Genomic DNA, 21,737 nt, shown 5'->3' with positions numbered 1-21,737 from the left:
GTTCGTCGTGGTCGTACATCGGTTGGCTCGGGTTCAGGCGGCACCGATGCCGCGGACCATGCCCTGCACCTTGGGCGCCAGGGCGGAGGGGTGGGCGGCGACGAAGTCCAGCATGCGGGTGATGCAGTGCACCGCCTGCTCGCCGGTGGCCGCATCGACGCTGATCTCGCCCACGCCGCGCTCCAGGCAGTCCACCACGCCTTGCAGGCCGTTCATGGCCATCCAGGGGCAGTGCGCGCAGCTCTTGCAGGTGGCGCTGTTGCCGGCGGTGGGCGCCTCGATCAGCACCTTGCCCGGCGCCAGCTGGCGCATGCGGTGCATGATCAGATTGTCGGTGGCGACGATGTATTCCTTGGCGCTGCCGTGGATCACCGCGCTCAGCATCTGCGAGGTGGAGCCCACCACGTCGGCCAGTTGCACCACGCTACGGGGCGACTCGGGGTGCACCAGCACCATGGCCTCGGGGTGCTGGGCCTTGAGCAGCTCCAGCTCCACGCCCTTGAACTCGTCGTGCACGATGCAGGCGCCGTTCCACAGCAGCATGTCGGCGCCGGTCTCTTCCTGGATGTAGCGGCCCAGGTGGCGGTCCGGCGCCCAGAGGATCTTCTGGCCCTGTTCCTTCAGATGTCGCACGATGGCCAGCGCGCAGGAGCTGGTCACCATCCAGTCGGCGCGGGCCTTCACCGCGGCGCTGGTGTTGGCGTAGACGACGACCTGGCGGTCCGGGTGGGCGTCGCAGAAGGCGGCGAAGTCCTCGGGCGGGCAGCCCAGGTCCAGCGAGCAGGTGGCGTCCAGGTCGGGCATCAGCACCGTCTTGCCGGGCGAGAGGATCTTGGCCGATTCGCCCATGAAGCGCACGCCGGCCACCACCAGGGTCTGGGCGGCGTGGTCGCGGCCGAAGCGGGCCATCTCCAGCGAGTCGGCCACACAGCCGCCGGTTTCCAGGGCCAGGTCCTGCAGGTCGCCGTCCACGTAGTAGTGGGCCACCAGCACCGCGTTGCGGGCCTTCAGCAGGGCGGCGGCGCGCTGCTTGAGGTCGTCCCGCTGCGTGGGCGTCAGCGGGGCGGGCACCTTGGCCCAGGCGTGGGCGGTGCAGCTGGCGCCGCTGGCGTCCTGGCGGGTGTAGTCGAATTGAACTTCGCTCATGGCGGGATTTTAGGTTCCTTGAACTGAGGCGCAGGCCCGTGGGGCCGCTCGGCGCGTTCAGGCGCTGGCCAGGAACTGCCCGGGCGAGACGCCCACCGCCCGCTTGACCATGGCGCCGAAGGCGCTGGGGCTGCGGTAGCCCAGCTCGGTGGCAATCAGGTGCACGGGGCGGCCGCGGGCGGCCAGGGTCAGGGCCTGGGCCAGCAGCAGCTGCTGGCGCCATTGGCCGAAGGTGGTGCCGAGGTGCTCCCGAAACAAGCGGGCCAGGGTGCGCGGGCTGGCCGCCACCTCGGCGGCCCAACCCTCCAGGTCGGCATGGCGTCCGGGCTGGGCCAGCATCTGCTCACACAGGCGCCGCAGCCGCCGCTCGCCCGGCAGGGCCAGGCCCAGCGGCACGGGGCGGGCCCTCAGCAGCTCGTCGCGCACCAGCCAGGCCAGGGCCTGTTCGCGGGCCAGCGCCTCGGCCGAGAGCGTGCTCTGTTCGGACAGCAGGGCCAGGGCCTGCACCAGCTCGCGCAACAGGGGGCTGACGGCCATGACCCGGCCTTCGGGCCAGTCCGGCAGCTGAGTGGCTTGTGGCGTGGCCAGGTAGACGGTGCGCAGCTCGACCCGCTCCACCGCGGTGACGCTGTGGGTGCGCCCCGGCGGGATCCAGACGGCCTGGGCGGGCGGCACCAGGTAACTGGTGCCGCTGCCATCGGGGCGCAGCGTGCTGACCCGCAGCGTGCCCTCCAGCGAGAACACCAGCTGCGCCCAGGTGTGGTGGTGCGGCTGGATGTCGGCCTGACGGGCCAGCGGCCGGGCCTTGGCCCGCACCGGCCGGTCGGCGCAGGGGGCAAAGCGGCCCGGGTCCAGCGGAGGCAGGCTGGTGCGGCGCGCGGCGTCTGGTCGGCTGGACATGGGGGTGGACGGGCGGTGTGGCTGGAATTCGACAGAAGTTGGCCAAGTATCGCCACTTTGCAGGAAGCGCGCTGCCACCATGGCGGGCATGAGCACTGCCACCTTGACCTCCGGCACCGCGCCCGGCACGCCTGGCGCCTCCCAGGACGTCCGCATCATCGGCCTGATCGGCCTGGCCCACGGCACTTCGCACTTTTTCCACCTGCTCTTGCCGCCGTTGTTCCCGGCCTTCATCCGGGAGTTCGGCTTCAGCTACTCGGAGCTGGGCCTGCTGGTGACCACCTTCTTCGTGGTCTCGGGCATCGGTCAGGCGCTGTCGGGCTTTCTGGTGGACCGGGTGGGCGCGCGGCCCGTGCTCTGGGCCGCATTGACCAGCTTTGTCGCGGCGTCTCTGGCGGCGGCCAATGCCCATGGCATGGCGGGCCTGGCCCTGGCCGCGGCGCTGGCCGGCCTGGGCAATGCGCCGTTCCATCCGGTGGACTTCACCATCCTGAACAAGCGGGTGTCGGCCCGCAACCTGGGCCACGCCTTCTCCGTTCACGGCATCACCGGCAACCTGGGCTGGGCCGCGGCGCCGGTGTTCAGCATCGGCCTGGCCAGTGCCTTCGGCAGCTGGCGGGCGGCGTACTGGGGCACGGCCGTGGTCGCCCTGACCGTGCTGGCGCTGGTTATCTGGCAGCGGGACCTGCTGGACGACCGGCAAGGCAGCTGGACGCCGAAGAAGGGCGCGGCCCTGGCACCGGTCGAGCACCCGATGGCCTTTCTGCGCCTGTCCTCGGTGTGGCTGTGCTTCTCGTTCTTCTTCTTCACCACGGCCGCGCTGGCGGCGGTGCAGAGCTTTGCCAGCCCGGCGCTGACGGCGCTCTATGGCCTGCCCTTGGCGCGCACGGCCTTCGTGGTCACCGGCTACATGCTGTGCGGCGCGGCGGGCATGGTGGCGGGCGGCTTTCTGCTGACCCGCACCGAACGCCTGGAGCGCAACATCGCGGTGGCCATGGTGCTGGCCGCGGGGCTGCTGGCCCTGGCCGGTAGCGGCTGGCTGCCCCCGCTGGCGGCGGCGGCCGTCACCGCGGTGGCCGGTTTCGGCACCGGGCTGGCCGGCCCGTCACGCGACATGCTGATCAAGCAGGCTGCGCCGCCGGGGGCAACCGGCCGTGTCTACGGCACCGTGTATTCGGGTCTGGACCTGGGCTTTGCCACGGCCGCGCCGATGTTCGGCATGCTGATGGACCACCACTGGCCGGCGGCCGTGTTCTTCGGTGCCGCGCTGATGCTGCTGGCCGGCGTGCTGGCCGCCGGCAGCGTGGGGGCCGGGGTGGCGCGCCGGCGGGCGCAAGTGGCCTGACGGTGGGAATGGGGCGGGGGACGTTCAGCGCCGTCCGGACACCAGCAGCACCACGCCCAGCAGCACCACGCCCACGGCGGACCACTCGAAGCCGCTGACCTGCTCGCCTCCGATGGCCACGCCCAGCAGCATGGCGATCACCGGGTTGACGAAGGTGTAGCTGGAGGCCAGGCCCGACGGCGCGCGGGCCAGCAGCACCATGTAGGCGTTGAAGGCGATCAGCGAGCCGAAGACCACCAGGTAGGCCCAGGCGGCCAGGGCCACCGGCTGCGGCGGCCACTGGGGCGCTTCGCCAGACATCCAGGACAGGCCCAGCAGCACGGCGCCACCGCACAGCATTTCGCTGGCAAAACCGGTGGCGCCCGGGGCCAGCGGCAGCCGGAACTGGCTCAGCACGCTGCCGATGGACCAGGTGACGCAGGCCACGGTGATGGCCACCAGACCATGGGTGGAGGCCTGGAAGCCCGCGCCCTGGGTCAGCATCAGCACGCCGATCAGGCCCACGCCGATGCCCGCGGCCTCCATGCGCCCGGGCTTGAGACCGAAGGCCAGGTTGGCCAGGGCGATCATCATCGGCACCACGGCGATGAAGGCGACGATGAGGCCGGAGCCGACGGTCTCCTCGGCCACGGCCGTGCCGCCCATGCCGCCACCCAGCATCAGCGTGCCCACCACCAGCGCATGCAGCCACTCGCGGCGCGTGGGCCAGGGCTGGCCGCGCCAGCGGGTCCAGGCCATCAGCAGGGCGCCCGCCGCCAGGAAGCGACTGCCCATCTGGAAGAAGGGCGGGAAGCTGATCAGCGCGAACTTGATCACCAGGTAGGTGGAGCCCCAGACCAGCCAGGTGGCGGCCAGGCAGGCCAGGATCAGCGGGCCCAGGCGGCTGTCGCGGGTGGGGGTGAGGGAGGCCGTGGTCATGCTTGGCATGTTAGGTGGGGGCAGGGCGGCCGGCGATGGGAATCTGAAGGTCATGGGCGCATCCCGCCTGCAAATCCATGGTCTTGCGCGTGCTAGGCTTTGAGTCATGAGCACATCCCTGCCGCTGGACAGTTACGACACCCGCATCCTGGCCGAGCTGCAGGCCGACGCCCGGCTGAGCATGGCGGAGCTGGGCCGGCGGGTCCATCTGTCCCAGCCGGCGGTGACCGAACGCGTGCGCAAGCTGGAGGCGGCCGGCGTCATCTCCGGCTACCGCGCCACGGTGGACCTGCGGGCCCTGGGCTACGGCATCCGTGCCGTCATCCGCGTGGGGCGGGCCGAGTACGCCCGCGTGGTGAAGCTGATCCAGCAGACGCCGGAGGTGGTCAACGCCTACAACGTGACCGGCGAGGACAGCTGGGTGCTGGAGATCGCGGTCATCGACGTGGCTCATCTGGATGCGGTGGTCACCCGCTTCTGCCTGCTGGCCGAGACCAGCACCAGCATCATCCTGAACGCGGCACGCGAGCACCAGGCCATGCTGCCGGCCCGCGCCGAGGATGTGAAGCCGCCCATCCGCAAGATCCACAATGCCTGATCTGCCTTTGGAACCCTGGAGACGAACCTCATGAGCACTTCCGCCAAGGACTTTTCCACCTGCGACCTGTGCGACGCCCACAAGAGCGACAGCGACGGCGCCTTCCGCGTGCTGCCGCCGCTGTTCCGCGACTTCGGCGGGCTGACCCGCTTTGCCGGGCCGGTGAGCACCGTGCAGTGCCTGGACGACAACTCCCGGGTGCGCGAGGCCGTCAACTCGCCCGGCCAGGGCCGGGTGCTGGTGGTGGACGGTGCAGGCTCGCTGCGCCGCTCCCTGGTGGGCGGCAACCTGGGCAAGGCGGCGCAGGACAAGGGCTGGGCCGGCGTGCTGGTCTATGGTGCGGTGCGCGATGCGGCCGAGTTGCGCGCCTGCCAGGTGGGCATCCGCGCCATGGCCCTGATGCCGCTGCCCACGGACCGGCGCGACCAGGGCCTGCGCGACGTGCCGGTGCAGATCGAAGGCGTCTGGGTGCGGCCGGGCGACTGGCTCTACGCCGACGAGGACGGCATCGTCGTGATGACGCAGCCGGCCTGAACGCCCCGGAACACGGGCGACTTGCGGCTACAATGGCCGGCTTCGTCGGGGTGTAGCGCAGTCTGGTAGCGCATCTGCTTTGGGAGCAGAGGGTCGGAGGTTCGAATCCTCTCGCCCCGACCAATCCAATCAACGGCTTGGCGCCTCTGGCGGCCAGGCCGTTCTGCTTTGGGGTCACGCCGGGGAAACGCTTGATGCAGGATCTGTAGAACAAGGCAGGCGCGTGCCACTGAGGGGGAGTACGATGGGTCGGCAGGCCCGGTGTTCGGGGCTGCCTTACTGCAGGCCCCATCGTGGGGGCGCCCTGCACGCGGTCCTTCCCTCGGAGCAGACGCCATGTCGTTCGCTCCATCCACACACGCAAGGGCCCGACCATGTCCTCTGACTCCACCCTGATCCAGCGCCGCGAGTCCCTTCGGGACGCGCTTCCCACCTGTGTCGACCTGCTGCGCCTTCGCCGCGCCAGCGAAATCCAGACCGGGCACATTGAGGACTATGTGGCCTTGGATTGGCTCGAATGGCATGCCGGCGGCCTTCGTCTGACGGTGGTGGGCGAGAACATCCACCGGCAGGTGACGCACGGCCTTCTCTCGAAGCTCCGTGGCTGAGTGCGTGGTGACCGACCCCGAGTACCCACTGGACCGGCCCGCGGGCATCTCCCGTCCCGACACGCCGCTGGCTTCTCCTGCTGACAACGGCGAGTACGCTGAACTTGAGCGCCAGGGCGCAAAGGCAGCGGCTCGCGGTGAGGCCAACGGGTCGAACCCGATGTGCGCGCCCGTCAACCGACCCGACGCCACCGGTGAAAGCCTGCAACGCTGGTCTGACCGGCGCGACGCTTGGGAACATGGCTACCGCTCGCAGCAGTCCTCCATGAAGGCGATGTCCCCCAGCACGGTCCCTGAGCGAGAGCTGGATCAGGCCTTGTTCGGTGTCACCCGTGTGCTCACCTTCCAGGGAGGCCGCGGTCTGTCCAGCGCCAGCGGGTTCTTTTTCCAGCGCGAGGATCGGCTCTTCCTCGTCACCAGCCGACATGTGCTGTTCGATGCACCGAGCCGGCACACACCCGATCGCATCGAGATCGAGATCCACACCGACCCCAGAGACCTGACTCAACTGACCACCTTGTCGATGCTGCTGCACCACGACGGGGTGGCGGTGTGGCATCAGGCGAGCGACGGCGGTGGGGATATCGACGTGGCCGCCCTGGAGATAGACCGCAGCGCCCTGCCGCAGGACTGCGTTCTGCAGGCCTTCGGGCCCACGGACCTTCCCGCTGGATTCGACATGTTCGAGGTCGGCGACAGCCTGGCCATCCCGGGGTTCCCTCTGGGTTTCTTTGACACCGTCCACCACCTCCCGGTGGTTCGCCAGGCCAGCATCGCGTCCTGCTATGGCGTGCGCTTCCAGGGCCAAGGCTTCTTTCTGACGGACGCACGCATGCACCGCGGGAGCAGTGGTTCGCCGGTGCTGGCTCGGACGGGCGCCGGCCGTGGCGCAGAGCGCCCCCGCTGGTTCCTCTTGGGTGTGCATTCCAGCCGCATGGACATGGCCACGCGGGACATCACCCAAGACGAGTCACTGGGCCTGAATTGCGCCTGGTACGCCGACATCCTCATGACTTTGACCAGCCGTCAGTAGCTGGCTAACCCGCCTTGCAACGAGTCAAGACGGTTGCTCGGATCGAGCAGCTCATCGGATCAGTTTTGGCAGGTGGCCTCAATCCTTCTCGATCCGGCTGATCTTGGTGCCCTCGATGCTGAGGCTGACCATCAGTCCCTGCTGGTCGGTGATGAAGGCGTAGGCATCGTCCTTCAGCGTGGACGTGGACAGGTTCTTTGCCCGGCCCGCATCCACCACCACCACGGACGGCCCGACACCGATCTCCCAGCCCTTGGAATCATCGAGGTACTTGAGTGCCTTGCTGCTGGTCAGGAAAACGACGTAGGCATACGACTCGGCACCGGCCTGCCAGCCCCAGGAGCCGGAGACGGAGTTGAAGTACCCGTCAATCTGGGATCCCTTCATCAGGACCCCCTCACCATAGCTGCCGCCGAACACCAGACCGGCCTTGATGATTCTGGGAAAGATCAGGATGCCCTTGGCCTTCTTGGAGATAGCTTCGGCCACCGGGTTCGCCTTGTACAGGGCCTGCAATGCGGCGGCAGAGTCTCTCTCGAGTTCCGCGGTAGTTGCAGCATTTGCCTGCAAGCTGACGGCTCCCATGGCGGCGAGCGCGGCGCAGAACAGCATGGCCCTGCGAAGGGGATGTGAAACGGAGATGGTCATGTTGATGTCCTGGTTCATTCGTTGAAAGCAGGCCGCCGCGGTGGCGTGGCTCATCGTGTCAGCACAGCCATGGCCGCTGGGCCCAAGAAGAGATCCCCAAAGAATCTCCCTTAAAACCATAGTCCTCCCATGCCCCAATCTCTGTGCGTCATCGCACAGAGCGTGCGTGAGGGGGTGGGCAGCCCAGGCGGCGCCCTCAGATGCGCCCCAGCAGCATCAGGACGATGAGCACGATCACGACCACACCCAGGGCACCGCTGGGCCCGTAACCCCAGCTTCTGCTGTGCGGCCAAGTCGGCACGACGCCGATCAGCATGAGGATCAACACAATCAACAAGAGAAGTCCCAAGCTCATCATCGTCTCCCAAGGTTCAGGGTCGCGTACATCAAGCAGATCAGACCGAACGAAGTGTGGGGAGATGAGTGCTGCTCGACTGTCTGCTAGCGCACACAAAGCCGGGAGAACCATCCGGCCTGGTACCTGTGACACATGCTGTCGCGTGGTCTTTGGGGTCCCAGATCACCAGACATCGCCAAGCGCGGGAACAGAGGTTAAGCTCAGCCCCGCACAAGGAAAGGATCTTCCTATGCGCCTCATCTTCCTCGAACACAGCAGGACAGCCTACTGGGTCGATATGCTGTTGTACTGCTTGGTCATCGTTGTGCTCGGTGGCTTTGTGGGCTTGTCCGGGCCGGCCATTCGGCATTGGCCAAGCCTGGCCTGGATTGGCCTGGGCCTGGGTGTCTGGACGCTCCTCGAGTACGTGTTGCACCGCTTCGTGCTGCATGTCATGCCTCCATTTCGGGGATGGCATGCGCAGCACCATGCTCGGCCCACTGCGCTGATCTGCACGCCCACCTTTGTCAGCGGCGCCCTCTTCGCAGGGCTGGTGTTCGCACCCGCGTGGGCACTGGGCGGCCTGGAGGCAGCTTGCCCCCTGACACTGGGGGTTCTGATGGGCTACCAGTTCTATTCCTTCACCCACCATGCCATCCACCACTGGCGTTCGGACAATGCCTGGCTGCACAGGCGCAAGCGCCAGCATTCGTTTCACCACGGCGAGCAGTCAGGCTTCTACGGCGTCACGAACTCGCTGTGGGATCAGGTCTTCAGGACGGCGCGCCCGATCCGGCCCCAGGAGCCATCCTGGCCAGCTCAATCAGTGAGCCCTCCGCCATCTTGAGCGTCATGAACGCACGGCCGGCCGCCTGCATCTTGACCGCCGGCGTCCGTTCGCAGGCAATGGAGGGATGGGGGATGGCGCAGTCTTCCAGATAGGTGCAAGGGCTTGACCCGCTTGGCGACCAGGCTGCGTTCACTGGCTCGCGCGCTGCATCTGCTCCAGTTCCGCGCGCAGCTGGGTGAGCCGGGCCTGATCGGCGTCATTGAGCGCCTGGTACTTCGCGGCCACGGCCTGCATCTCGGTGCTGAGGCTTTGTTCCCAGGTCGCGCCGGCCAGGTTGTTCTTGGCCTGGGCCTTGCGGCTCTGGATGGCGGCCATCTCATCCTGCATCCGGCGGTTGCGGTCATCGACGGCGGCTTCCAGCTCGGAAATGCGTTGTCGCTGCTCTTTGAGCTTGCGTTCCCGCTCCATCCTGTGCACCCACTGCATCTCGGCCGCCACACCGGTGACGGAGGCCGCCGGCTGCGGGGCCATCGCCGGCCCGGCTCCCATTGCCGGTTTGACCTCCAGCTTCTGGCCACTGGCGCTGCTGGGGCAGGGCATCTGCTGGAAGGACACCTTGCCATCGGCACCCACGCATTTGTACTGGGCCGATGCGGCGCTGCCGAGCGTGGCCAGTGCAGCGCAGATCGCCAAATTGAAACGCGGCATGATCTCCCTCGGGTCTGAACAGCGGCAATGATGACCATTTCGGCCCCGGCGGTCCACCGGTGAGCCGACTGGCACGTTGGGCATCAGAACGCTTTGGGGGTTCGCCATGGACGTGACTCTGGAAACCGCGCTCGCGGCGCATCGCTTTGGCCTGGGGGAGCCCGATCTGGCCGTGGTGGGCTCGGACCCTCGGCGTTGGCTGCAGGAACAGCTCGGGCCGGCCGATGCCCCCTGGGGCGATGGCCTGCTGGACTCGGAGCAGACCCTGGACCTGCTCAAGCAACGCAGCCAGCGGCTGGCACAACTCAAGAAGATGCGGGGCCAGACGCAGGACGAGACCGCAGCACAGGCGCTGCGTGATGAGGCGATGACCTATCGCCGTCAGCAGCGACGCCTGCTGGAGGCCAATCTGCGGTCCAGCCTGGGCACGGCGGCCCGTTCGGCCCGCCCGTGGAACGAGCGGCTGGTGATGTTCTGGGCCAACCACTTCACCGTGTCGGAAGCGTCCGGCAAGCTGCATGGCCTGGCCGGGGCCTTCGAGCGCGAGGCCATCCGCCCGCATCTGGGGGGGCGTTTCAAGGACATGCTGCGGGCCACGACGCTGCATCCGGCCATGCTGCGCTACCTGGACAATCAGCGCTCCGTCGGTCCCCAGTCCCTGGCGGCGCAGCGCCAGCCCCAGGCCCGACTGGGGCTCAATGAGAATCTCGCCCGGGAGGTGCTGGAGCTGCACACCCTGGGGGCAGAGGCCAGCCGGGACCCAGGGCTTCCGGGGGGCTACACCCAGGCCGATGTCACCGCCTTTGCGAAGGTCCTGACCGGCTGGACCAGTGTGGACGATCCCCGCAGCGACAGCCCCACGCGCTTCGAGGCCCGCCGCCACGAGCCCGGACCGAAGACCGTGCTCGGGCGTGTCTACCCCCAGGGGCCGCAGGCGCTGGATCGGGTGCTGGAGGATCTCGCCCTGCACCCCGCCACGGCCCAGCACCTGGCCTACAAGTTGGCGCGTCATGTGCTGGCCGACGCGCCGCCACCGTCGCTGGTGGCCCGGCTGAAGCAGGCCTATCTCGACAGCGCGGGGGACTTGCGGGCTTTTCACGCCGCCCTGGTCCAGGCCCCGGAGGCCTGGGCCGCACCGCAGCGCAAGCTCAAGACCCCGCAGGAGCACGCCTTGTCCTGTGCTCGCCTGCTCGGGGCGGACGTGCGCTGGCTCTCGCCATCCGCAGACGGCGCCATCGCCACCATGGGACAGCAGCTGATGCGCGCGCCATCGCCTGCAGGCTGGCCGGACGGCGCCGACGACTGGCTGGCACCCGACGGTGTCTGGAAGCGCATTGAGTGGACCCAGCGTGTCGCGGACCGCTTTGGCAATGGCATGGATGCCCGCACCCTGGCGTCCAGGTCGCTGGGGCCTCTGCTGTCGGAGAACACTCGGCAGCAGATCGCCCGTGCAGCCGATGGCACGCAGGCGCTGGTGCTGTTGATGATGTCCCCGGAATTCCAGCGCCGCTGACAGGCGCACGGCCTTGCCGCAACAGGAGTGAGCATGACATGGATGCCTGAGCTGAACCGCCGCCGGTGGCTGGGGGCGATGGTGGCCACGGCCGCGGCGAGCGGCGCCCGTCTGAGCTGGGCCGGCGCTGCCGAGCCCCGGCAGGGCCGCGTCGTCTTCGTCATCCTCCGGGGCGGCCTGGACGGCCTGTTTGCGGTGCCCGCCACGGGCGACCCCGCCTTTGCCGCAGCCCGGGGCCGCTTCACCGAGCAGGCCGGGGCCGCCCTGCCACTGGATGCGACCTTCGGCCTGCATCCCGCGCTGGCGCAGATGCACACCCTGTACCGTGGCGGCGAACTGCTGGTGGTGCACGCCACCGGCCTGGCCTACCACCAGCGCTCGCACTTCGATGCCCAGCAGGTGCTCGAGTCCGGCGGGGAGCAGCCCGGCCAGCTGCGGGATGGCTGGCTGGGCCGGGCGCTGGCCGCCACGCGGCGCAGTGGCCTGGCCATGAGCACGGCCGTTCCCCTGGTGTTGCGGGGCTGGTCTGCCGTGGACACCTGGGCGCCTTCGCGCCTGCCGTCCCCGACGGAGGATCTGCTGGTGCGGCTGCAGCGCCTTTACGCGGACGACGCGGCCCTGGCCCATGCGCTCGGCCGTGCCAAGGGGGTGCAGACGGAGGTGGATGCAGCGGCTTCGGTGATGTCCGACGAGCCGGCGGGGAAGGGCATGGCCAAGGGGGGCGCAGGGGACTTTGTCTCTCTGTGCCAGGCTGCTGGGGCCCTGATGGCCCGGCCCGAAGGGCCACAGGTGGTCGTGCTGGACGTCTCCGGCTGGGACAGTCACGCCGAGCAGGCAGCGCCCAACGGGGGGCTCACCCGGCGGCTGGGGGAGCTGGACCAGGGGCTGGCGGCCTTGCGTGCTGCCCTGACCATGCCGGCCGCCGGGGACGCCTGGCAACGGACGGCCGTGGTCGTGGCCACGGAATTCGGACGCACGGTCGAGATCAACGGAACCCGTGGCACGGACCACGGGACCGGCGGCGCGGCCTGGGTGCTGGGGGGGCGCGTGCAGGGCGGCCGGGTGCTGGCCGACTGGCCCGGGCTGGCGCCCGCCCAGCGTTTCGAAGGACGCGATCTGCACATCACGATGGACATCCGCGCGGTGCTCAAGGGTGTGCTGGGGCCCCAGCTTGGCCTGAGCGAGCGGGTGTTGGCCGAGCAGGTCTTCCCGGGCAGCACGGCGCTCAAGCCGGCCGACTTGTGGCGGGCCTGAGCGGCCGCCCGGCTCAGAAGAGGTGACCGACGTTGAGCAGTGTCAGCACACCCAGCACCGCGAAGATCAGCGCCGCGATGCCGTGCACCAGGGGCATGGAGAGCTTGCGGGCGAGCTTGTCACCCAGGAACACCGCGGGCACGTCGGCCAGCATCATGCCCAGGGTCGTGCCGGCCACCACCGGCACCAACTGGTCGTAGCGCGCGGCCAGGGCCACGGTCGCGATCTGGGTCTTGTCGCCCATCTCGGCCAGGAAGAAGGCCAGCACGGTGGTGCCGAACACGCCAAAGCGTTGGTGGCCCTCGGTGGCATCGTCATCGGCCTTGTCCGGAATGAGCATCCAGCCTGCCATGGCGATGAAGCCGATGCCGATCACCCAGCGCAACAACGACGGGCCCAGTTGGGCGGCAATCCAGGTGCCGAGCGCGCCCGCCGCGGTGTGATTCAGGATGGTCGATGTGAAGATGCCCAGGATGATGGGCAGGGGTCGCTTGAACTTGGCGGCTAGCAAGAAGGCCAGCAACTGGGTCTTGTCGCCCATTTCACCCAGGGCGACCACCCCGGTCGAGATCAGAAAAGCTTCCATGAGAGGTCCTGGGGCCGGCGGATGCGCAATGACCACGCGACATCTCCGGCCCTCCAGAGGTCACGCGGTCAAAGGTCTTGCCAGGCGGATGGGCTGCGGACGCCATGGCCAGGGTGGCCAAGTGTGTTGACGTCGGCCCCTGCAGCGGGTGCAGGGCGGCTACTCCCCAATGACGAGGCGCCACTATAGCCGAAGCTCTGGCGGATGCCAGGGCGTTGGCCTGCCCGGAGGGACTCGAACCCCCGACCTGCTGCTTAGAAGGCAGCTGCTCTATCCAGTTGAGCTACGGGCAGCAGCGGCGCGGATTCTAAGGCCCAAGCAGGGTGGGTCTTTACGGCCATCACCCGAGCGCGGAGCAAGCGGGCTGCGCATACACTGCCGGCATGGCCGGTTTCATCTTTGTCCAGAGCACAGCGGTTCGGAGTGTTCATGCCTCGACGCTGGCGTGACTGGTTGTTCGGACGGTCCGGTGGCGCCGGCTGGCAGGAGATCGCCCGCTGGGCGCAGGCCCAGGGCTGGCAGTTCAAGACCACGCCCGCGCGCGACGGCTTCGTGGTGGAGCAGGCCGGAGTCGACGGCAGCGTCCGCATCGAATGGGGCCCCTCGCAGCGCCGTTATCTGGGCAAGTGGGAGTTGCGGTTGCGGGCCGACACAGGCCTGGACCCTCAAGCCTACGCCCTGCTGATGCCCCGGGCCTTGATGGAGGGGCTGGAGCGGGAGATCTTCGTCCAGTTCACTGGCGGTGTGCAGACCCGGCTGGACGAAGAGACCCCCGAGGAGATGCGCTGGCTGGCCATGAGCTCCCGGCTCGATCCGGCCCAGATGGGGCCTCTGAAGTCCTGGTTTGCCGCGGTCGGCAACAGCGTGGGCTGGCTCACCGATTGGCTGCGCAGTGGCCTGGGTGACAAGCTGCTCGACTGGGGGCGCCTCACCGATGAGGCCCACGCCGCGGGCTCGTCCGTGGGGCAGTTGCCCTCCTTTGCGCTGCTGATGTACCGGGGGCACCTGGTCATGCGGCGGGCCTCCTCCGAGCCGGATGTCTCGACCCTGCGTCACAGCCTGGCCCTGTTCGACATTGCCTTGGCAGAGGCCCGGCGGCGACAGGATGGCTTCCACGATTCCAAGCCTTGAGGCCACGCCATCGGGGTTGGGGGCAGCGTCCAGACAGGGAGACTTTCGGTCCGATGTTTGACGGACCGCTCCGTGCGGGGCTTGTCGCACAATGGCAGCGAGCCTGAAGTCCGGGGTTCCATTTGCAACAGTGACGGCGTTGCGCGGGCGTAACTGACGCGTCGCGAGCACTGTTTACGTCTGGTTGCATGCTAGAGTCAAACTGTGAACGGCCTGTTTGGCCCAACCCCCCAAGATGAAAAGAAACAGGGTTCCGGAACTTCTGCTGACCTGCCTGGCATGGGCGGCCGCGACGACAGCACAAGGTGCCAGCTTGGGCGCGCCGCAAGGACAGGTCGTTCTGGGCCAGACACTGCGGGTGTGGGTGCCGATCGAGGGCGACGGTGACGATGCGAGCACGCCAGGCTGCGTGACCGCTGACGTCCAAGCGGGTGAGGTGACGCTTCCTGCCAACCAGGTGAGGGTGAAGCTGGTGGCCCGCAGCGAACCGGGACAGTGGATGGCCCAGGTCTCCACCACCTCGCCGGTGGAAGAGCCCGTGCTGCGGCTGACTTTGGCCACCGGCTGCACAGGCAAGCTGGCTCGGCAGTATGTGTTGCTGGCCGATCCTCCTTTGCAGACCGCGGATGTGACGGCCTCGGCCGCGCCGGTGCGCGCAGCGGCCCCCGAGGTGTCCGAGCTGCCGAAGGTGGCGACGCCCTCGTCCTCGCAGCCCCGCAAGCGTTCTTCTGCGTCCAATTCCAGTACGCACACGCGGCCGGTGGAGCCGGGTGCGGCTCCTGCGCATGCCAAGGCTTCCGGCGCAGGGCGTCCACGGCTCCAGTTGGATGCGGTGGAGCCACCGGTGATGGTTCCCTCGACGGCCAGCGCCGCGGCCTCGGTGGCGCAGGCCGCGTTGCCGGCCACGCAGGCCGCCAGTGCCGAAGCCGCCATCGCCGCGTCGCAGCCGGCCTCCACTGCTTCGGCCGACGATGCCGCGCTGCAGGTGCTGCGGCGCAATGCCGAGGCGATGCGCCTGGCCAACGAGGACCTGCGCCATCGCCTCGAAGCCTCGGAGCAGCGCAACACCTGGCTGCTGATGGGCCTGGGCGGCGTGGTGCTGGCCCTGGGCGTGGGCGGTGTGCTGCTCTGGCAGCGTCAGCGGGCCCTGATGCAATCTCGGCCCTGGTGGTCCGAGGAGCACGATCCGCGCCGGATGCCGGCGGGCAAGCACGACGAGCCGGAAGAAGAGACCGAGGATTGGTCGCATTCCGACACGCCTGCTGCAGTGCCGCCTGCCAAGAATTCCGGTTTCGAGGCGCCCAGTGAATGGGTCCGCGAGCCGCAGCCCGTACCGCCCAGCCAGCAAACCATGCCGCTGCCCGAGGCCGGTGTGGTGGCTTCGACGGTCGGTCTCCCGGTCGAGTTTTCCCACACGGATTCTCCCTCGCAGGGCGCGTTCAATCCGAGCGCCACGATGACCTTCGGGCCGGTGGAAGCACCGCGTGAGGTGTCTGTCGAGGAGTTGCTCGACCTGGAGCAGCAGGCGGACTTCTTCATCGCCCTGGGCCAGGAAGATGCCGCGGTGGAAGTGCTGATGTCCCACTTGCGCAGCACCGGCGGACAGAGCCCCTTGCCCTACACCAAGCTGCTGGAGATCTACCGCCGGCAGGGTGACCGCAGCGCCTACGAACGGGTGCGCGCACGCTTCAACCGCCGTTTCAACGCCTACGCACCGGACTGGGATCTCGGCCCCCTGCATGGCCGCCCCCTCGAGGACTACCCCGAGGCGGTCGGCGAGATCGAGTCGGCATGGAAGTCACCGCTGGATGCCATGGCGGTGCTCGAAGGCATGCTGTTCCGTCGGGACGAGACCCGCGAGCTGTTCGACCTGCCTGCCTACCGGGACCTGCTGGTGCTCTATGCCATCGCCCGGGATCTGTGGCAGGCCGCAGGCGGACAGCACGATCAGGTGGATCTTCTGCTGCCGATGTTCGATGCCGCGTCCACCAGCGCGGGGCCGGACCTGGACGCCATGCACCTGGACCTGGAACTGGATCCGCCACCGGCGTCAACGCCTTCCTCGGGGCAGTCCAGGGGCTGATCGCGACCTGACCCGAAACGGCCCCGCCCGGCTGCTTCGTGCCGGGCGATGCCGCGGTGGCTCAGAGCTTTTGAAGGCGGGTCAGGGCTTGGTCCAGCGTCGCGTCCTGCTTGGCAAAGCAGAAGCGGATGAGTCGCCGTGCGGGAGGCTCGGCATAGAAGGCCGACAGCGGGATGGCGGCCACGCCCACCTGTTCGATGAGTTGCCGGCAGAAGGCGGTGTCGTCCAGATCGCTGATGGCGCTGTAGTCCACGCACTGGAAGTAGGTGCCTTCACAGGGCAGCAGCTCAAAGCGCGTGCTGGCCAGCCCCTGGCGGAACAGGTCGCGCTTGCGCTGATAGAAGGCCGGCAGATCCCGGTAGGGGGCCGGATCGGCCAGGTAGCGGGCCAGCCCGTGCTGCATCGGTGTGTTCACCGTGAACACATTGAACTGGTGCACCTTGCGGAACTCCGCCATCAGCGGGGCCGGGGCCGCCACGTAGCCCACCTTCCAGCCGGTCACGTGAAAGGTCTTGCCGAAGCTGGACACCACGATGCTGCGCGCGGCCAGTTCCGGGTCAGCGCTGACGCTGGCGTGGGGCCGACCATCGAACACCATGTGCTCGTAGACCTCGTCGGACAACACGAGGATGTCGGTGGGGCGCAGCAGATCCCGCAGCTGAGCGCGCTCGGCTTCGGTCCACACCATGCCCGAGGGGTTGTGGGGCGTGTTGATGATCAGCAGCCGTGTCCGCGGGCTCAGGGCAGCCGCCAGGCGCTCGAAGTCCACATGCAGGGTTTGCGGGTCCAGCGGCACGCGCACCGTGCGGGCTCCCGCCAGGGTGATGGACGGCTCGTAGCTGTCGTAGCAGGGCTCCAGCACCACGACCTCGTCACCCGGCTGCACCAGGGCCAGCACCGCGGTGAGCAGGGCCTGGGTGGCGCCAGCCGTCACGGTGATCTCGCTGCCGGGGTCATAGGCGTGGCCGTGGATGGATGCGATCTTGCCGGCGATGGCTTCGCGCAGGGCCGGCACGCCGGCCATGGGCGGGTACTGGTTGTGTCCCTCGCGCATGGCCTGGTTCACGGCGTCGAGCAAGGCCGGATCGCCTTCGAAATCCGGGAATCCCTGGCCCAGGTTCACCGCGCCATGCTGCTGGGCCAGGGCCGACATCACGGTGAAGATGGTGGTGCCCACCTGGGGCAGGCGGGAGCGGACGGGTGGGGTGCAGGGCTCAAAGCTCATAACTGTCTCCGGAGCTGTTCATGGCCCGCTCGATCAGGTGGCGCGAGAGGCGGTCGGACAGCAGCTCCGCGAAGGTCAACACATAGCTGCGCAGATAGGCCCCGCGGCGGAAGGCCACGCGGGTGGTGTTGGTGCCGAACAGGTGGGCCGCCGGCTTGCTGATCAGCTCGCCGTTGGGCGGCTCCGAGGCCATGGCCATCTCGGCCACCACACCCACGCCCAGACCGGAGCGCACATAGGTCTTGATCACGTCGGAATCGATGGCCTCCAGCACGATGTTGGGCGTGAGTCGCCGCTGCGCAAAGGCCTGGTCGATGCGCTTGCGGCCGGTGAAGGCCGGCTGGTACGAAATCAGCGGCAACTCGGCCAGCTGTTCCAGGCTGGGGCGCTCCACGGCGGCCAGGGCGTGGTCGTGCGGCATCACGATGACGTGCTGCCATTCGTAGCAAGGCAGGGTGACCAGTTCCTCGATGTCGGCCAGCGACTCGGTGGCGATGCCGATGTCGGCGGTGTCGTCCAGCAGCATGTGCGCGACCTGCTCGGGCGTGCCCTGGTGCAGGCTGATCTTCACCTTGGGCAGGCGCTTGCTCAGCTGAGCCACCGCATCGGGCAGGATGTAGCGGGCCTGGGTGTGGGTGGCGGCAATGGACAGCCTGCCAGCATCCTGCTTGGAGAACTCTTCGCCGATGCGTTTGAGGTTGGCCACCTCTCGCAGGATGATCTCGACCGATTTCAGCACGTCCAGACCCGGCTCGGTCACGCGCTTGAGGCGCTTGCCGTGCCGCACGAAGATGTCCACGCCCAGTTCTTCTTCCAGCTCCAGGATGGCCTTGGAGATGCCGGGCTGGGAGGTGTAGAGGGCCTTTGCGGTCTCGGTCAGATTGAGGTTGCGGCGCACCGCCTCCTGAACGAATCGGAACTGATGCAGGTTCATCGGGGGGCAGGGTTCAGGTCTGGGAGGGAGGCGGGTCCAGCGCGGCCAGCGCCATGGCTTCGATCACGCGGGGCGATTCCCCGACGGCAGGCCGCAGTTCCCAGCGCACCCGTGGGTGGCGCAGCTGCAGTGCGGCCGCGCGTGCGGGCAGATCCTTGCGGACATGGCCGCCTGCGCCCAGGAACAGCGGCACGATCTCGATGTGGGTGCAGCCCTGGGCCGCCAGCGCGTCGCCGGCCTCTTCCAGGGAGGGTTCCAGGAACTCCAGGAAGGCCAGCCGTACCGGCAGGCCCGGCCGCTCGGCCCGTACGCGCTCGACCGTGTCGTGCAGCGGGGCCGCCCAGCCCGGGTCCCGGGCGCCGTGGGCAAAGAGGATGAGTCCACGCATGCTTGTGGTCATCAGCGGTAGCGCACCAGCCAGGTGAAGGCCGCCAGGGACAGCCCCAGGTACAGCAGGCTGGGCAGAGAGGAGGCGAGCCAGGGGGTCCAGGTGTGCAGCAGACCCAGGTGCCCCACCACGTTGTTGAGCAGCACGAAGCTGATGCCCAGCATGATGCCGCCGAAGACCTTCAGGCTGATGCCGCCGGAGCGGGCATGCAGATAAGCGAAGGGCAGGGCCAGCGCCACCATCACGATGCAGGCGAAGGGGTAGAACACCCGCTTCCAGAACTGCAGCTCGTAGCGCTGGGAGGTCTGGGCCTGATCGCTCAGGTGCTGGCTGTAGCGCCACAGCTCGACCGTGGACATCGAGTCGATGGGGGAGATGGCGGCCGACACCAGGCCGGTGTCCAGCGTTGTGGGCCAGTCCATCTTGGGCAGTTCCTGCACCGTCAGTGGCTGATCGAACGAGAGCGGCCAGTGGGTGATGCTGACCTTCTCCAGGTGCCAGACAGCGCCCTTGCGACCGCCATCGGCCACCGCGCGGTCGGCTTCGATGCGCGAGATCAGTTGCCCGTCGGCATCGTGCTCGAAGATGCGGATGCCCCGCATGACGTCGTGGCGCTCGCTGCTGCGCACATTGATGGAGTAATTGCGTTCGCCCTGCGGCGTGCTGCGTCGCTCCTTCAGCCAGGCCCCGGCCTTGGAGGACCACACACTGGTGCCGCGCTGCTTGGAGCGCAGCTGGCTGGCCTGCTGTTCGCTCAGGGGGGCGACATATTCGCCGATCACGAAGGTCAGTGCGCCCAGCAGCAGCCCCAGCCCCAGCAGCAGGGTCAGGGCGCGCTCCGGTCCCAGGCCGGCGGTGCGCAGGATGGTGAACTCGGAGGACTGGGCCAGCCGGGCCATCGCATAGATGGTGCCGATGAGCACCGCGATGGGCCCGAGCTCGTAGAGCCGGCCCGGCATGGACAGCGCCGCGGACAGGGCCGCACGGCCCAGCGTGTAGCCATCCCGTCCCACCCGCCCCAGTTCATCCAGGAAGTCGATGAAGAAGAACAGGGCCAGGAAGGCCAGGGCGACGAAGAAGACCGACCACAGCACATCGCGGTAGATCAGCTTGCGGACGGTCTTCATGCCCGGCCCCCTTGCGCTGCGGTGCGCCGCGCGCGCCAACCGGTGACGGTGGCGTGGTCGCGCCACCAGATCAGGGCCAGGGCGGCCACCAGGGTCAGGCCGTGCAGGATCAGCAAGGTCGGCACGATGTGCACCTTGCCGGCCGTGACCCAGGCCTGGCTCAGGTTGACCAGGTTGAAATAGACCAGGAAACCCAACAGGGCCAGCAGCAGATTCCAGTTGCCCGGGCGCCGCGGGTTGGTGGCGGCCGCCCCAATGCCCAGCAGCGACAGGTTGACGCCGCCCAGCAGCAGCCCCATGCGCCAGGTCAGTTCACCCATGTTGGGTGGCGTGGGGTCGCTCAACAGGCTCAGGGTGTCGATGGCCTTGGGAGGCAGGGCGGAGGGGTTGGTGGCCGGCTTGTCGTCGACCAGCAGCCGGAAGCGTTCGAACTGCATGCGGCTGTTCTCGTTGGTCTTGGCGTCATGCTCGTTGCGGTGGCCCACATCCAGCACCAGGGTGCGGCCCTCCGCGCTGTTCTCGATGTGGCCGCTGTGGGCCGTGGTGACCGATTCGGCCTCGTTCTTGGTTGTGAGCAGGAACACGTTGCGGGCGACGCCCGCCGTATCGCCATTGCGTTCGATGAAGAAGACGCGGCTGCCGTCCGAGGAGCTCTGGAAGGCGCCCGGCGCCACGCGGGACAGGTCGGAGCGCTGCTCGTAGCGGTTTTTGATCTCGGCGGTCTGCTGGTTGACCCAGGGCCAGACGATGAGCACCAGCACGCCCAGCCCGGCGTAGACCGGCCAGGCCATGCGCAGCACGGGCCGGATGAAGCGGTCCAGCCCCACGCCAGCGCTGAACCAGATGGCCATCTCGCTGTCGCGGTACATGCGCCCCAGGCTGAGCACCACCGCGACGAACAGTGACAGCGCCAGCATCAGCGGCAACTGTCCGGCGGCGTTGAAGCCCAGCACCAGGGCCACATCCTGGGGCGAGACCGAGCCGTTGGCGGCCAGGCCCAGGGTGCGGATCAGCATCATGGTCATCACGATGGTGAGGATGACCACGAGGGTGGCGCCGAAACTGCGGGCCAGTTCCTTGCGAACGGATGAATCGAATAACATCAAAAGCTCATTTCAATCGAGACGGATTATGAACTTTCAAGCTCTGGCGGCCACCGCCGAAGGACTTGCTGCCATCGCGGCGGACACGCTGATCGCGGTCCTGCCTGCCGAAGGCACCCTGAAGACGGGCGATGCCGCCCTGGACGCGCTGCTGGCGCCGCTGGCCAAGCAAGGCGATTTCGAGCGCAAGTCCGGTCGCACCCTGTATGTGAACGCGCCGGCCGGTTTCAAGGCTGCGCGCCTGGTGCTGAGCGTGGCCAAGGACGCCTCGCCCAAGGCCTTCCGTACCGCGCTGACGGCGGCGCTGGCCCTGCTCAAGGGCCGTGGCGTCAAGCACCTGGCTGTGAGCCTGGTGGGTGCGACGCCCGAGGCAGGCCATGCCGAGACCCTGCCCCAGTGCGTGGACCAGCACGGCTACGTCTACACCGCCACCAAGCCCTCGGCCGAGAAGCCGGTGCTGCCGGCCAAGGTGTCCTTCGTGGCCGACAAGGCCGCGCTGGCCGCCGTCAAGGGCGGCCTGGCCCTGGGCGAGGGCATTGCCGCTGGCGTGGCGCTGGCCCGCGAGGTGGGCAACCTGCCGGCCAATGTCTGCACCCCCAGCTACCTGGGCGAGCAGGCCAAGGGCCTGGGCAGCGAATTCGGCCTGACGGTGCAGGTGCTGGACCGCAAGGCCATCGAGAAACTGGGCATGGGCTCCTTCTTGTCGGTGACCCGGGGCTCCGAGGAGCCGCCGCGTTTCATCGTCATCGAATACCACGGCGCCGCCAAGAAGGATGCGCCGCTGGTGCTGGTGGGCAAGGGCATCACCTTCGACACCGGCGGCATCTC

23 protein-coding genes, 2 tRNA genes and 1 riboswitch are annotated in these 21,737 nt (G+C 68.3%); of the genes, 12 read left to right on the top strand and 13 right to left on the bottom strand.

The features are described from left to right. Nucleotides 1-33: 33 nt before the first annotated feature. Both nadA and I73_RS00850 read right to left on the bottom strand, forming a co-directional pair. On the bottom strand, nt 34-1,146 hold the full coding sequence (gene nadA / locus I73_RS00855; RefSeq protein ID WP_022978888.1) for a quinolinate synthase NadA: 1,113 nt from the start codon (nt 1,144-1,146) through the stop codon (nt 34-36). Nucleotides 1,147-1,203: 57 nt separating this feature from the next. Next, nucleotides 1,204-2,046, bottom strand: coding sequence for a helix-turn-helix transcriptional regulator (locus tag I73_RS00850; RefSeq protein WP_022978887.1), 843 nt, complete (start codon nt 2,044-2,046; stop codon nt 1,204-1,206). 88 nt (nt 2,047-2,134) lie between these two features. Here I73_RS00850 and I73_RS00845 point away from each other — a divergent pair, with 88 nt between their 5' ends. After that, nucleotides 2,135-3,391 (top strand): MFS transporter, encoded by a 1,257-nt coding sequence (locus I73_RS00845; protein ID WP_051048883.1) that lies wholly within the window; start codon nt 2,135-2,137, stop codon nt 3,389-3,391. A gap of 24 nt (nt 3,392-3,415) precedes the next feature. Here the strand turns inward: I73_RS00845 and I73_RS00840 are convergent, their stop codons facing one another. Then, on the bottom strand, nt 3,416-4,309 hold the full coding sequence (locus tag I73_RS00840) for an EamA family transporter (RefSeq protein WP_374701933.1): 894 nt from the start codon (nt 4,307-4,309) through the stop codon (nt 3,416-3,418). A gap of 106 nt (nt 4,310-4,415) precedes the next feature. On the opposite strand from I73_RS00840, the gene I73_RS00835 reads away from it, so the two are divergent. From I73_RS00835 to I73_RS00815, 5 genes are all read left to right on the top strand, one after another. Further along, nucleotides 4,416-4,907, top strand: a complete 492-nt coding sequence (locus tag I73_RS00835) for an Lrp/AsnC family transcriptional regulator (protein WP_022978884.1) — start codon at nt 4,416-4,418, stop codon at nt 4,905-4,907. 30 nt (nt 4,908-4,937) lie between these two features. Further along, nucleotides 4,938-5,441, top strand: a complete 504-nt coding sequence (gene rraA / locus I73_RS00830) for a ribonuclease E activity regulator RraA (RefSeq protein ID WP_022978883.1) — start codon at nt 4,938-4,940, stop codon at nt 5,439-5,441. A gap of 46 nt (nt 5,442-5,487) precedes the next feature. After that, a tRNA-Pro gene (locus tag I73_RS00825) sits at nt 5,488-5,564 on the top strand. A 251-nt stretch (nt 5,565-5,815) separates the two neighbouring features. Then, nucleotides 5,816-6,049: a hypothetical protein gene (locus I73_RS00820; protein ID WP_022978882.1), complete on the top strand. Its 234-nt coding sequence runs from the start codon at nt 5,816-5,818 to the stop codon at nt 6,047-6,049. Nucleotides 6,050-6,056: 7 nt separating this feature from the next. After that, nucleotides 6,057-7,082, top strand: a complete 1,026-nt coding sequence (locus tag I73_RS00815) for a serine protease (RefSeq protein WP_234409372.1) — start codon at nt 6,057-6,059, stop codon at nt 7,080-7,082. Nucleotides 7,083-7,160: 78 nt separating this feature from the next. Here I73_RS00815 and I73_RS00810 read toward each other — a convergent pair whose 3' ends face one another. Together I73_RS00810 and I73_RS31230 are read right to left on the bottom strand one after the other, a co-directional pair. Then, nucleotides 7,161-7,784 carry a YSC84-related protein gene (locus I73_RS00810; protein WP_234409371.1) on the bottom strand — a complete coding sequence of 208 codons (624 nt, stop codon included), beginning with the start codon at nt 7,782-7,784 and terminating at the stop codon, nt 7,161-7,163. A gap of 142 nt (nt 7,785-7,926) precedes the next feature. Next, on the bottom strand, nt 7,927-8,085 hold the full coding sequence (locus tag I73_RS31230) for a DUF3309 family protein (RefSeq protein WP_040499358.1): 159 nt from the start codon (nt 8,083-8,085) through the stop codon (nt 7,927-7,929). Between the two features lie 232 nt (nt 8,086-8,317). Here I73_RS31230 and I73_RS25185 point away from each other — a divergent pair, with 232 nt between their 5' ends. Next, on the top strand, nt 8,318-8,914 hold the full coding sequence (locus I73_RS25185; protein ID WP_022978878.1) for a sterol desaturase family protein: 597 nt from the start codon (nt 8,318-8,320) through the stop codon (nt 8,912-8,914). Nucleotides 8,915-9,046: 132 nt separating this feature from the next. On the opposite strand, the gene I73_RS00795 is transcribed toward I73_RS25185, so the two are convergent. Further along, entirely contained in the window at nt 9,047-9,565 is a 519-nt protein-coding gene (locus tag I73_RS00795) for a DUF4124 domain-containing protein (protein WP_022978877.1), read from the bottom strand. Between the two features lie 106 nt (nt 9,566-9,671). Here I73_RS00795 and I73_RS00790 point away from each other — a divergent pair, with 106 nt between their 5' ends. Both I73_RS00790 and I73_RS00785 read left to right on the top strand, forming a co-directional pair. Further along, complete coding sequence (locus I73_RS00790) at nt 9,672-11,078, top strand: DUF1800 family protein (RefSeq protein WP_022978876.1); 1,407 nt, start codon at nt 9,672-9,674, stop codon at nt 11,076-11,078. 33 nt (nt 11,079-11,111) lie between these two features. After that, nucleotides 11,112-12,332 carry a DUF1501 domain-containing protein gene (locus I73_RS00785; RefSeq protein WP_040499353.1) on the top strand — a complete coding sequence of 407 codons (1,221 nt, stop codon included), beginning with the start codon at nt 11,112-11,114 and terminating at the stop codon, nt 12,330-12,332. A 13-nt stretch (nt 12,333-12,345) separates the two neighbouring features. Here the strand turns inward: I73_RS00785 and I73_RS00780 are convergent, their stop codons facing one another. Both I73_RS00780 and I73_RS00775 read right to left on the bottom strand, forming a co-directional pair. Further along, entirely contained in the window at nt 12,346-12,918 is a 573-nt protein-coding gene (locus I73_RS00780; RefSeq protein WP_022978874.1) for a TMEM165/GDT1 family protein, read from the bottom strand. A 3-nt stretch (nt 12,919-12,921) separates the two neighbouring features. Next, nucleotides 12,922-13,098: riboswitch (yybP-ykoY riboswitch) on the bottom strand. A 36-nt stretch (nt 13,099-13,134) separates the two neighbouring features. Next, nucleotides 13,135-13,211 (bottom strand) — tRNA-Arg (locus tag I73_RS00775). A 136-nt stretch (nt 13,212-13,347) separates the two neighbouring features. Between I73_RS00775 and I73_RS25180 the strand changes: the two genes are divergently transcribed. Both I73_RS25180 and I73_RS00765 read left to right on the top strand, forming a co-directional pair. Further along, nucleotides 13,348-14,049 carry a hypothetical protein gene (locus I73_RS25180; RefSeq protein WP_148289639.1) on the top strand — a complete coding sequence of 234 codons (702 nt, stop codon included), beginning with the start codon at nt 13,348-13,350 and terminating at the stop codon, nt 14,047-14,049. A gap of 313 nt (nt 14,050-14,362) precedes the next feature. Beyond that, complete coding sequence (locus I73_RS00765) at nt 14,363-16,132, top strand: FimV family protein (protein ID WP_040499352.1); 1,770 nt, start codon at nt 14,363-14,365, stop codon at nt 16,130-16,132. 61 nt (nt 16,133-16,193) lie between these two features. On the opposite strand, the gene I73_RS00760 is transcribed toward I73_RS00765, so the two are convergent. From I73_RS00760 to lptF, 5 genes are read right to left on the bottom strand one after another with little or no spacing between them, the layout of a single operon-like run. Beyond that, a complete protein-coding gene (locus I73_RS00760) occupies nt 16,194-17,357 on the bottom strand; it encodes a pyridoxal phosphate-dependent aminotransferase (RefSeq protein WP_022978871.1) in 1,164 nt (387 codons plus the stop codon). Continuing rightward, nucleotides 17,347-18,291: a CysB family HTH-type transcriptional regulator gene (locus I73_RS00755; RefSeq protein WP_022978870.1), complete on the bottom strand. Its 945-nt coding sequence runs from the start codon at nt 18,289-18,291 to the stop codon at nt 17,347-17,349. Before I73_RS00755 ends, I73_RS00760 begins: the two co-directional genes overlap by 11 nt. A 13-nt stretch (nt 18,292-18,304) precedes the next feature. Next, a complete protein-coding gene (locus tag I73_RS00750; protein WP_022978869.1) occupies nt 18,305-18,679 on the bottom strand; it encodes a sirohydrochlorin chelatase in 375 nt (124 codons plus the stop codon). A gap of 11 nt (nt 18,680-18,690) precedes the next feature. Continuing rightward, on the bottom strand, nt 18,691-19,806 hold the full coding sequence (gene lptG, locus I73_RS00745; RefSeq protein ID WP_022978868.1) for an LPS export ABC transporter permease LptG: 1,116 nt from the start codon (nt 19,804-19,806) through the stop codon (nt 18,691-18,693). Beyond that, complete coding sequence (gene lptF, locus I73_RS25175; RefSeq protein WP_022978867.1) at nt 19,803-20,909, bottom strand: LPS export ABC transporter permease LptF; 1,107 nt, start codon at nt 20,907-20,909, stop codon at nt 19,803-19,805. The genes lptG and lptF overlap by 4 nt, the downstream gene beginning before the upstream one ends. Before the next feature lie 28 nt (nt 20,910-20,937). Between lptF and I73_RS25170 the strand changes: the two genes are divergently transcribed. Then, on the top strand, nt 20,938-21,737 hold an 800-nt coding region (locus tag I73_RS25170), incomplete at its 3' end, for a M17 family peptidase N-terminal domain-containing protein (RefSeq protein ID WP_022978866.1).

The sequence above is a fragment of the Ideonella sp. B508-1 genome (assembly GCF_000333615.1).
In the GTDB taxonomy this organism is placed as follows: Bacteria; Pseudomonadota; Gammaproteobacteria; order Burkholderiales; family Burkholderiaceae_C; genus Ideonella.
Note: the sequence above shows the minus strand (reverse complement) of the source record. Positions and strands in the feature narration are given on the sequence as shown.

Coding starts and splice junctions, on each gene's coding strand:
- nadA (WP_022978888.1), bottom strand. CDS start 1,146: ATGAGCGAAGTTCAATTCGACTACACCCGCCAGGACGCCAGCGGCGCC.
- I73_RS00850 (WP_022978887.1), bottom strand. CDS start 2,046: ATGTCCAGCCGACCAGACGCCGCGCGCCGCACCAGCCTGCCTCCGCTG.
- I73_RS00845 (WP_051048883.1), top strand. CDS start 2,135: ATGAGCACTGCCACCTTGACCTCCGGCACCGCGCCCGGCACGCCTGGC.
- I73_RS00840 (WP_374701933.1), bottom strand. CDS start 4,309: ATGACCACGGCCTCCCTCACCCCCACCCGCGACAGCCGCCTGGGCCCG.
- I73_RS00835 (WP_022978884.1), top strand. CDS start 4,416: ATGAGCACATCCCTGCCGCTGGACAGTTACGACACCCGCATCCTGGCC.
- rraA (WP_022978883.1), top strand. CDS start 4,938: ATGAGCACTTCCGCCAAGGACTTTTCCACCTGCGACCTGTGCGACGCC.
- I73_RS00820 (WP_022978882.1), top strand. CDS start 5,816: ATGTCCTCTGACTCCACCCTGATCCAGCGCCGCGAGTCCCTTCGGGAC.
- I73_RS00810 (WP_234409371.1), bottom strand. CDS start 7,784: ATGAGCCACGCCACCGCGGCGGCCTGCTTTCAACGAATGAACCAGGAC.
- I73_RS31230 (WP_040499358.1), bottom strand. CDS start 8,085: ATGAGCTTGGGACTTCTCTTGTTGATTGTGTTGATCCTCATGCTGATC.
- I73_RS25185 (WP_022978878.1), top strand. CDS start 8,318: ATGCGCCTCATCTTCCTCGAACACAGCAGGACAGCCTACTGGGTCGAT.
- I73_RS00795 (WP_022978877.1), bottom strand. CDS start 9,565: ATGCCGCGTTTCAATTTGGCGATCTGCGCTGCACTGGCCACGCTCGGC.
- I73_RS00790 (WP_022978876.1), top strand. CDS start 9,672: ATGGACGTGACTCTGGAAACCGCGCTCGCGGCGCATCGCTTTGGCCTG.
- I73_RS00785 (WP_040499353.1), top strand. CDS start 11,112: ATGACATGGATGCCTGAGCTGAACCGCCGCCGGTGGCTGGGGGCGATG.
- I73_RS00780 (WP_022978874.1), bottom strand. CDS start 12,918: ATGGAAGCTTTTCTGATCTCGACCGGGGTGGTCGCCCTGGGTGAAATG.
- I73_RS25180 (WP_148289639.1), top strand. CDS start 13,348: ATGCCTCGACGCTGGCGTGACTGGTTGTTCGGACGGTCCGGTGGCGCC.
- I73_RS00760 (WP_022978871.1), bottom strand. CDS start 17,357: ATGAGCTTTGAGCCCTGCACCCCACCCGTCCGCTCCCGCCTGCCCCAG.
- I73_RS00755 (WP_022978870.1), bottom strand. CDS start 18,291: ATGAACCTGCATCAGTTCCGATTCGTTCAGGAGGCGGTGCGCCGCAAC.
- I73_RS00750 (WP_022978869.1), bottom strand. CDS start 18,679: ATGCGTGGACTCATCCTCTTTGCCCACGGCGCCCGGGACCCGGGCTGG.
- lptG (WP_022978868.1), bottom strand. CDS start 19,806: ATGAAGACCGTCCGCAAGCTGATCTACCGCGATGTGCTGTGGTCGGTC.
- lptF (WP_022978867.1), bottom strand. CDS start 20,909: ATGTTATTCGATTCATCCGTTCGCAAGGAACTGGCCCGCAGTTTCGGC.